Source organism: Parasphingorhabdus sp. (assembly GCF_036964675.1).
GTDB lineage: Bacteria > Pseudomonadota > Alphaproteobacteria > Sphingomonadales > Sphingomonadaceae > Parasphingorhabdus.
In genome coordinates this window covers 1-8,744 of sequence record NZ_JBALTF010000087.1, presented here as the reverse complement: position 1 = coordinate 8,744, position 8,744 = coordinate 1, and the positions used below count along the sequence as shown (strand labels likewise).

At 56.6% G+C, this 8,744-nt stretch carries 11 protein-coding genes; 8 read left to right on the top strand and 3 right to left on the bottom strand.

The features are described from left to right. The first annotated feature begins 47 nt into the window (after window positions 1-47). The 4 genes from V7665_RS12355 (at window position 48) to V7665_RS12340 (ending at window position 4,075) form a co-directional block, all read left to right on the top strand. The gene (locus tag V7665_RS12355) at window positions 48-512 is read left to right on the top strand and encodes a hypothetical protein (RefSeq protein ID WP_335664838.1); all 465 of its coding nucleotides are present in this window, start codon (window positions 48-50) and stop codon (window positions 510-512) included. Then, window positions 497-1,291: a ceramidase domain-containing protein gene (locus tag V7665_RS12350; RefSeq protein WP_335664837.1), complete on the top strand. Its 795-nt coding sequence runs from the start codon at window positions 497-499 to the stop codon at window positions 1,289-1,291. The genes V7665_RS12355 and V7665_RS12350 overlap by 16 nt, the downstream gene beginning before the upstream one ends. Before the next feature lie 103 nt (window positions 1,292-1,394). Beyond that, entirely contained in the window at window positions 1,395-3,668 is a 2,274-nt protein-coding gene (gene parC / locus V7665_RS12345; RefSeq protein WP_335664836.1) for a DNA topoisomerase IV subunit A, read from the top strand. 233 nt (window positions 3,669-3,901) lie between these two features. Next, on the top strand, window positions 3,902-4,075 hold the full coding sequence (locus tag V7665_RS12340) for a hypothetical protein (RefSeq protein WP_335664835.1): 174 nt from the start codon (window positions 3,902-3,904) through the stop codon (window positions 4,073-4,075). Window positions 4,076-4,094: 19 nt separating this feature from the next. Here the strand turns inward: V7665_RS12340 and V7665_RS12335 are convergent, their stop codons facing one another. Then, on the bottom strand, window positions 4,095-4,268 hold the full coding sequence (locus V7665_RS12335; protein ID WP_335664834.1) for a hypothetical protein: 174 nt from the start codon (window positions 4,266-4,268) through the stop codon (window positions 4,095-4,097). 98 nt (window positions 4,269-4,366) lie between these two features. On the opposite strand from V7665_RS12335, the gene V7665_RS12330 reads away from it, so the two are divergent. The 3 genes from V7665_RS12330 (at window position 4,367) to V7665_RS12320 (ending at window position 7,257) form a co-directional block, all read left to right on the top strand. Continuing rightward, a complete protein-coding gene (locus tag V7665_RS12330; RefSeq protein WP_335664833.1) occupies window positions 4,367-4,660 on the top strand; it encodes a DUF4212 domain-containing protein in 294 nt (97 codons plus the stop codon). 9 nt (window positions 4,661-4,669) lie between these two features. Then, the gene (locus V7665_RS12325) at window positions 4,670-6,427 is read left to right on the top strand and encodes a sodium:solute symporter family protein (RefSeq protein WP_335664832.1); all 1,758 of its coding nucleotides are present in this window, start codon (window positions 4,670-4,672) and stop codon (window positions 6,425-6,427) included. Between the two features lie 110 nt (window positions 6,428-6,537). Further along, window positions 6,538-7,257, top strand: coding sequence for a DUF4386 domain-containing protein (locus V7665_RS12320; protein WP_335664831.1), 720 nt, complete (start codon window positions 6,538-6,540; stop codon window positions 7,255-7,257). A 67-nt stretch (window positions 7,258-7,324) separates the two neighbouring features. Here the strand turns inward: V7665_RS12320 and V7665_RS12315 are convergent, their stop codons facing one another. Next, window positions 7,325-7,504: a hypothetical protein gene (locus tag V7665_RS12315; protein ID WP_335664830.1), complete on the bottom strand. Its 180-nt coding sequence runs from the start codon at window positions 7,502-7,504 to the stop codon at window positions 7,325-7,327. A gap of 166 nt (window positions 7,505-7,670) precedes the next feature. Between V7665_RS12315 and V7665_RS12310 the strand changes: the two genes are divergently transcribed. Then, window positions 7,671-8,348: a nitroreductase gene (locus tag V7665_RS12310; RefSeq protein ID WP_335664829.1), complete on the top strand. Its 678-nt coding sequence runs from the start codon at window positions 7,671-7,673 to the stop codon at window positions 8,346-8,348. Between the two features lie 98 nt (window positions 8,349-8,446). Here V7665_RS12310 and V7665_RS12305 read toward each other — a convergent pair. Next, window positions 8,447-8,744: AMP-binding enzyme (locus V7665_RS12305; RefSeq protein WP_442955226.1), on the bottom strand; the 298-nt coding region annotated here is incomplete at its 5' end.

The following is an 8,744-nucleotide window of genomic DNA, read 5'->3' as shown; positions in this document are numbered from 1 at the left end:
CCCGTTTCATGATGGTTGAATGAACCAACCCAGGGAATGTGATTGCGATGAGCCAATATACCACCATCGATGAAGTCATGGAAACGCTATATGAGTGTATCTCCGGTCCGCCTGGTGGACAGGACTGGGAACGTGATCGGGAGATTTATCATCCGCGCGCGCTGATCACCCGGACGCGAATCGAGCATGGCAAGCCGATTGCTTATAGTTTCGACTATGATGAATTTGTCGCGGCCACGATCCCGCTGCTGGAAGGCCGGAGCTTTTACGAGATTGAGATCGGCCGAAAGACTGATGTTTTTGGGCAGATCGCCCATGCCTATTCGACCTATGAGGCTCGGGAAACGCCGGATCATCCCGAAATCCAGTTTCGCGGGGTGAATATGGTGCATTTGTGGAATGACGGCATGGATGGTGATGGCAAACCCAATGGTCGCTGGTGGATCATGTCGATTATCTGGGACAATGAGCGGGCAGGACTGGATCTGCCGGCGGAATGGCTGACGCGATGACCATCGCGGGCGGCAGGCTGATCGCGGCGGCAGCGCTGACCGCCCTGATCGCGGCCATAACCATCGCCATGCTCAATCTGATCGGTCCCGACTGGGCGCGTTTCGCGCCCGCAAGCTGCACCGATACCAGATGCTTTTGCGAAATGCCAAGGACGGGCGCGGTCCTGTTGCAGCCTGCCAACAGTATTTCCTCCTTCGGCTATGTCTTCGCCGGTCTGCTGATGATCCTGCTGGCCCGGTCGCGGGACTGGATATCAGCTTTCCCGCCGCTGGCTGCTAGCATATTGGGGGTAGCAGCGATCATTGTCGGGATCGGCTCGGTGCTGCTCCACGCGACGCTGACCTTGTGGGGCCAGTTTTTCGATGTGCTGGGCATGTATCTGATCAGCGGATTTTTTCTGATCAGCGCGCTGGCGAAATGGCGGCGCATCCCGGATCGGCGGGCGATGATCTATTATGCGATGCTGTGTGTTGTGCTCGTCGCAATCCTCTATGCGCTGCCAGAGGTTCGCCGCTGGCTGTTTTCCGTTGTCCTTGTGGCCGCGATCATCCTCGAGCTTGTCTTTGCGAGACCGCTGCGCCCGCAGGTCCGAACCGGCTATTATGTCGCTGGCCTCATCGCCAATATCGTCGCTTTCACGATCTGGAACCTCGATCAAAATGGTCAGCTTTGCAGTTCTGGCAGCCTGTTGCAGGGTCATGCGATCTGGCATTTGCTCGGCGCGGTCGCATTATGGTTTGCGTTTCTCTATTATCGCAGCGAGCGGCCCGTGACCTGAAGCGAGTCCAGGTTCCCCGGCGAAGGCCGGGGAACAGTGTCTCACTATCATATGACCACTTTCCCCCTACCAACCCTGAATCCACCCTGCTATCGCATCCATCATGAGTGATGTAACCGATGCGCCCGAAGCGGCTCCCGAAGATGAATTTGATGCGATAGTCGAAGCGCCGTTCGATGCGGCGCTGTCCGAACGCTATCTGATCTATGCGATGTCGACGATCACCGCGCGGTCCTTGCCGGATTTGCGCGATGGCCTGAAGCCCGTGCATCGTCGCCTGTTGTGGGCGATGCGACTGCTCAAGCTGGAACCGTCGCAGGGTTACAAAAAATGCGCCCGTGTGGTCGGTGATGTCATCGGTAAATATCACCCGCATGGCGATCAGTCCGTCTATGACGCGATGGTCCGCCTCGCGCAGACCTTTTCGCTGCGCTATCCGCTGGTCGACGGGCAGGGGAATTTCGGCAATATCGATGGCGATAATGCCGCAGCATACCGCTATACCGAGGCCCGGCTGACTCGCACCGCGATCGAGCTGATGCACGGGCTTGACGAAGGTACGGTCGATTTCAAACCGACATACAATGGCGAAGATGAAGAGCCGGAAGTCATGCCCGGGCTGTTTCCCAATCTGCTCGCCAATGGTGCCAGCGGTATTGCCGTCGGCATGGCGACCAGCATCCCGTCGCACAATGTCCACGAGATTATCGACGCAGCGACTCTGCTGATCGACTCGCCCAAGGCTGAACATGCCGAGATCATGGCGATCATCAAGGGCCCGGACCTGGCGACGGGCGGAACGCTGGTGGATCCGAAATCCGTCATCGACGCTGCCTATGAAAGCGGCCGCGGCGCGATGCGGGTGCGGTGCAAGTGGGAGAAGGAAGACGCCGAAGGGCGCGGCGCATGGCAGATTGTCGTTACCGAAATCCCCTATCAGGTACAAAAGGGTAAGCTGATCGAGCAGATTGCCCAGATCATTGCCGACAAGAAACTGCCGATTCTCGCTGATATCCGCGATGAATCCGATGAGCAGGTGCGCATCATTCTCGAACCGAAAAGCCGCGCGGTTGATCCCGAGGATCTGATGAACGCGCTGTTCCGCATGTCTGATCTGGAAAATCGTTTCTCGCTCAACATGAATGTGCTCGACAAGGATCGGGTGCCCAAGGTGATGGGCATCAGCGAGGTGCTGAAACAATGGATTGTCCACCAGATTGACGTGCTGCTCCGCCGTTCGCAGCATCGGCTCGACAAGATTGATTCCCGGCTGGAGCTGCTCGGTGGCTATATCATTGCCTATCTCAATCTCGACCGGGTGATCGAGATCATTCGCAATCATGACGAACCCAAGCCGATGTTGATGGACGAATTCCAGCTGACCGACCGTCAGGCCGAAGCGATCCTCAACATGCGCCTGCGGTCCTTGCGCAAGCTGGAAGAAATGGAATTGCGGCGCGAGCGCGACAAGCTGCTCGAAGAACGCGACGGGCTGGAAAAGCTGATCGAAAGTCCGGCGCGGCAGAAGACACGGCTCAAAAAGGACCTCGCCGACCTGCGTAAACTTTATGCCGAGGACACCGATTTGGGTGCACGGCGCACGATGCTGATCCAGGCTGCGCCGGCGCGGGAAATTTCGCTGGAAGCCTTTATCGAAAAAGAGCCGGTCACGGTGATCATGTCGCAGCGCGGCTGGATCAAGGCGATGAAGGGGCACGCAGACCTCTCTGCACCGGACAGCTTCAAATTCAAGGAAGGCGATGGCCCGAAATTTGCCTTTCATGCACAGACGACCGACAAGTTGCTGATGTGCTGCGACAACGGGCGCTTCTATACGATTGGTGCGGACAAGCTGCCGGGCGCACGCGGTTTTGGCGAACCGGTCGGGTCGATGGTTGATCTAGAGGCCGGTGCCGAACCGATTGCGCTAATGGTTGCCGATATGAAGGCCAGACTGTTGCTTGCCTCCACCTGGGCGCGCGGCTTCGTGGCGAATATCGCGGATGTTGTCGCTGAAACCAAGAAGGGCCGTCAGGTCGTCAATCTGAAGGGCGACGCGCGCCTGATCGTGGTCCGCCCGGTTCCCGCAGACGCCGACCATGTCGCGGCGATTGGCGAGAATCGCAAGCTGGTCGTCTTCTCCCTTTCCGAAATGCCGGAAATGGCCAAGGGGCAGGGTGTGATGCTGCAACGCTACAAGGATGGCGGGCTTTCCGATGCGATCGTGTTCAGACTGGAAGAAGGCCTGAGCTGGGCGATGGGCGGTGACAGCGGCAGAACGCGAACCGAGAATGATCTGACCATGTGGCGCGTTGCCCGCGGTGCGGCTGGCCGGTTGCCGCCAACGGGATTTCCGAAGAGCGGAAAGTTTGATTGAGCTGGCCGTCTGGCAGGGGTGAATTCTAGCAGATATCCCCGTTATCATGGTTAACGGCCATTTACACGCAGACCGAATCCGACCATTGTCACAACAATTCCCAATGACCCATCATTGGGATCAGGCTCCGCTCGTTCATTAGAAATAGTTGACTTTGTGAAGCAGAAATAGTCAAATAGCCGCAGTCTGATTTAGTCGCTTTTATATTATAGCAGGAAGAATTTTCCAAACCAATGAGCAGTGACACAAAGGCCTTGCACGAATGGATTGATCAGCTCGAGCAGATCTTATTGGAACTCGATTCTATCAAGGCGAGCATGGCGGCCATCCATGTTGATACAGCGATAGTGGAACTTTGCCAGATCGCGGATATCGACAGGACGGACAGGGCGATAATAGCAGCCTAGTCTCTTTGGAAAAGCGGAGTCAGAAATCGATCAGCTCTTGATTGATTTTTCGAAGGCTGCCGCTGATCAGAGCATCGCAAGATGCGGTTTCTCTTGCCGGCACCCAATCTTTATCCTCAGCATCGACATGCTTGTCGATCACCATGCCAGCTATCCGATATTTCAAATATTCAGGCATATTGATTTTCAGCACATTGCGCGTGCTCGCAAGATCGCACTATCAAAACATGTTTGCGCAATCCCGCCTCGCCCCCTAGTTTGACTAGCAAGAAGAAAAGGGGGGAGGCAAGCATGTCCGACAACAGTTCAGACGCGCCTGATCAGGACGGGGCAACCAGTGCCAATGAAAAGGCCTATTGGTCGCAAAATATTCGGCTGCTCTGGACATTGATGACGATCTGGTTCGTCGTTTCCTTTGGTGCCGGAATCCTCTTTCGCGATTTTCTCGATCAATTTGCCATCGGCGGCTATCCGCTCGGCTTCTGGTTCGCGCAGCAGGGTGCGATCTATTTTTTCATCCTGTTGATCATCTTTTACAGCGTCCGGATGAAACAGATCGAGCGTCAATATGATCTTGATGATTGAGCGCGGCTGATGGAAACCCAGACACTCATCTATCTGTTCGTCGGCCTGTCCTTTGCGCTCTATATCGGCATCGCGATCGCCTCCCGCGCCGGGTCAACCAGCGAATTTTATGTCGCCGGCGGCGGGGTCAATCCGGTGGTCAACGGCATGGCGACCGCAGCGGACTGGATGTCGGCGGCCAGCTTCATTTCGATGGCCGGGATTATCGCTTTTTCCGGCTATGACGGTTCGGTCTATCTGATGGGCTGGACCGGCGGCTATGTGATGCTGGCGCTGCTGCTGGCGCCCTATCTCAGAAAATTCGGTCAATATACCGTCCCCGATTTCATCGGCACGCGCTATTATTCCAAGGCCGCCCGGGTGGTCGCGGTGATCTGCCTGATCTTCATCAGCTTCACCTATATTGCCGGGCAGATGCGCGGCGTCGGGATTGTCTTTTCCCGCTTTCTCGACGTGCCGATCAATCTCGGGGTGATCATCGGCATGGGCATCGTCTTCGTCTATGCCGTACTCGGCGGGATGAAGGGGGTCACCTATACGCAGGTTGCGCAATATTGCGTGCTGATCTTCGCCTATATGGTGCCCGCCTTTTTCATCAGCTTTCTGGTGACCGGCAATCCGGTGCCGCAACTGGGCCTAGGGTCGACGGTCAATGATGGCTCCGGGCTTTATGTGCTGCAGAAACTCGATCTGGTGCTGCAGGATATGGGCTTTGGCGCTTATACCGATGGCAGCAAGTCGATGATTGATGTTTTCTGCATCACCGCTGCGCTGATGATCGGCACGGCTGGCCTGCCGCATGTGATTGTCCGCTTCTTCACCGTGCCCAAGGCGTCGGACGCCCGCAAGTCGGCGGGCTGGGCGCTGGTTTTCATCGCCTTGCTCTACACGACCGCGCCAGCGGTGGGCGCCTTCGCGCGGCTCAATTTCATCGATAGCGTGCAGGATACGGAATATGCCGAGGCACCAGCGTGGTTCAAGAATTGGGAGAGCAATGATCTGATCGCCTGGCGCGACAAGAATGGCGACGGCAAGATGCAGCTGGGCAAGGGCGATCCGTTCAAGGGAGCGCCTTTATTCGCCGAGGAAGCGGGCGCCAATGGTGAGAGAATTGTCCAGAATGAAGCGGCTGACGATAATCCCAACGAAGTCTATGTCGACCGCGATATCATGGTGCTCGCCAATCCCGAGATTGCCAATCTGCCGGGATGGGTGATCGCGCTGGTTGCTGCGGGCGGACTGGCGGCGGCGCTGTCGACAGCGGCGGGACTGTTGCTGGTGATCTCATCCTCGATCAGTCATGATTTGCTCAAACGGACCTTCCGCCCGCAGATCACCGAGAAAGGCGAATTACGAGCGGCAAGACTGGCGGCAACCGCCGCCATTTTTGTCGCCGGCTATCTCGGCATCTATCCGCCCGGCTGGGTTGCGCAGGTGGTCGCCTTTGCCTTTGGCCTGGCCGCCGCCTCTCTGTTCCCGGCGATCTTCATGGGCATATTCTCCAAACGGATGAACCGCGAAGGCGCGATAGCCGGCATGCTGACCGGTCTGAGCTTCACCTTCCTCTATATCGGCTGGTTCAAACTCTGGTCGCCGGAGAGCAATGTCGAGGCCAACTGGCTGTTCGGGATATCGCCCGAAGGCATTGGCGTGATCGGTATGGTTTTGAATTTTGCAGTAGCGATTGCGGTAGCGAAATTCACGAAAGCGCCGCCGAAGGAGATCGGCTGGCTGGTCGACAAGATCCGGGTGCCTAGGGGTTCTTAGCGAGTATACGGACTTTCGTGATGTCGGCTTGGAACGCGACCTGATCAGCGACATTGACATAAGTGTATTATTAATACAATACACCATGTAATGAAACGGAAAGTCGCCCAATGCAATCGATGGAAAGTCTGAACCCGCAAAGGCTGGGACGGTGGGTTGGCTGGTCGATGCTGGCCGCGCTCGTGATCGGCTTTTCTGCAGCGTTTACAATCGCCAAGGGTATCGACATCAATTTGTCAGCGGATGTCAAAGCGACCGCTCAGAATATGCTGGAAGCCGAGCTTCGCCTGAGGGCCAAGGCCTATATTGCGGCTCTGACCTTTGCCTTGGACGGGATCGTCAGCATTGGTCTTTTCATGCTGCTCCGCAAATCCCGTCCGCTATTGGCCGCCTGGTGTCTGTTGGTCAGTATTACCGCTGCCATATTTTCGCTGCTCGGTGCGATATTTGCCCTGAATGCGGCGGAAATTGTCGGTGATTCTGCCTATCAAAATATAACCAATGAGACCCAACGACTGATGCTAGCGGGCTTGCAAGCGACCTCCAACTATACCTCCTTCCACCTGGGACTCGTCCTTTCAAGCTTTGCCATGGCGGGTTTTTTCCTTCTGTTCCTTAAATCCGCTTTGATACCCCGGATGATTGCCGGATGGGGCCTGTTTGCCTCATTGTTTGTCGGCGTGACTATTGTCGCGCGGGATTTCATCCCGCTACTCGGCGATGGCGCAATCACGGCTGCGTTCATGATCTCAAATCTTGTCGCAATCATTGCGACAGGCATTTATCTGAGTATCTATGGTGTCAGAACTGGCCCTGAAGCTGCCAGCTAGTGGCGCTGCTGCTGATCGGGAACGGCTGACTTGAAGCTCACCATATCCCGTTAATCACTTACGAAACTTAGCGCTTTTTGGCAATTTTTAGCTTGTCCAATTTGGACCGGGTCCGGATCGACTCTTCGCTGCGGGTCAGGGCCTTTGCAATGGCCTTGAGCGTCATGCCCTTTTTGGCAAAGGCATGAAGCTTCTGGACCTCTTCGCTGGTCCAGGCCTGCTTGTGGCGTTCAAAATATTCTTTCATGGGTTGTGGCTTAGCAGATTGTCGGCTTTGTGCATCCAAATAGAGCGACGGCTTCACCGCATGGTCACGTACGACGGGTGACTGTTGCTACAATCATCAGGAGCGGGCTTTGCATATCGTCATTTGTCCGCTAGCCAGCGGCGAATATTTGTAATTGGAGTCAGTCATGCAGTTTGATGAAGTTGTCCTCGGCCGCCGCAGCATACGCGGGTATAAACCCGAACCCGTGCCGAAAGAACTGATCGAGGAAATTCTCGGGCTGGCGATGCGCGCACCATCGTCGATGAATACGCAACCTTATAATTTTTACGTCATCACCGGCGAGCCGCTGGCAAAAATTCGGGCGGGTAACACCGAACGGATGTTGGCCGGTGTCCCGCAATCGCGCGAGTTCCGAACCGGGCCAGCCTTTGCCGGCCTGCATCGTGAACGGCAGATCGGTGTGGCCAAGCAGCTTTTCTCGGCAATGGGGATCGAACGCGATGACAAGGACGCGCGGCAGGACTGGGTCATGCGGGGCTTCCGTCAATTCGACGCGCCGGTATGCGTGATCATCACCTATGATCGGGCGGTGGACGGAAGCGACGACACGCCCTTCGACTGCGGCGCGGTGGCGACGGCGCTGGTGAACGCGGCCTGGTCGCGGGGACTGGGCACGGTGATCAACAGCCAGGGCATCATGCAATCGCCCGTGGTCCGCGAGCATGCCGGGATCGCCGATGATCAGGTGATCATGAAAAGCATAGCGCTGGGCTGGCCGGACGAGAGCTTTCCGGCAAATGCCGTGGTGTCGACGCGCAAGTCGGTGGACGAGGCCGCCGTGTTTGTCGGTTTTGACGGCTAGTTGAAGCCGCGTGCCCCTGCGCAGGCAGGGGCCCATCTCCCATATGCGCCAAGCGGAACCGACGGGAGATGGATACCTGCCTTCGCAGGTAAACAGTTTTATCTGTTCAATCGGCCCTCCACCAGCGAATCGACCACGCCTGGATCCGCCAGGGTCGACGTATCGCCCAGCGCGTCATGCTGATTCTCGGCGATCTTGCGCAAGATGCGCCGCATGATCTTGCCGGAACGGGTTTTCGGCAGAGCGGGGGTCAGATGCAAATGATCCGGTGTGGCGATGGGTCCGATTTCCTTGCGGACGTGGAGCCGCAGTTCGGCAACCAGTTCCTCGGATGATGGCTCGCCCGCATTCAAGGTTACATAGCAGTAGATGCCCTGTCCCTTGATATCATGCGGA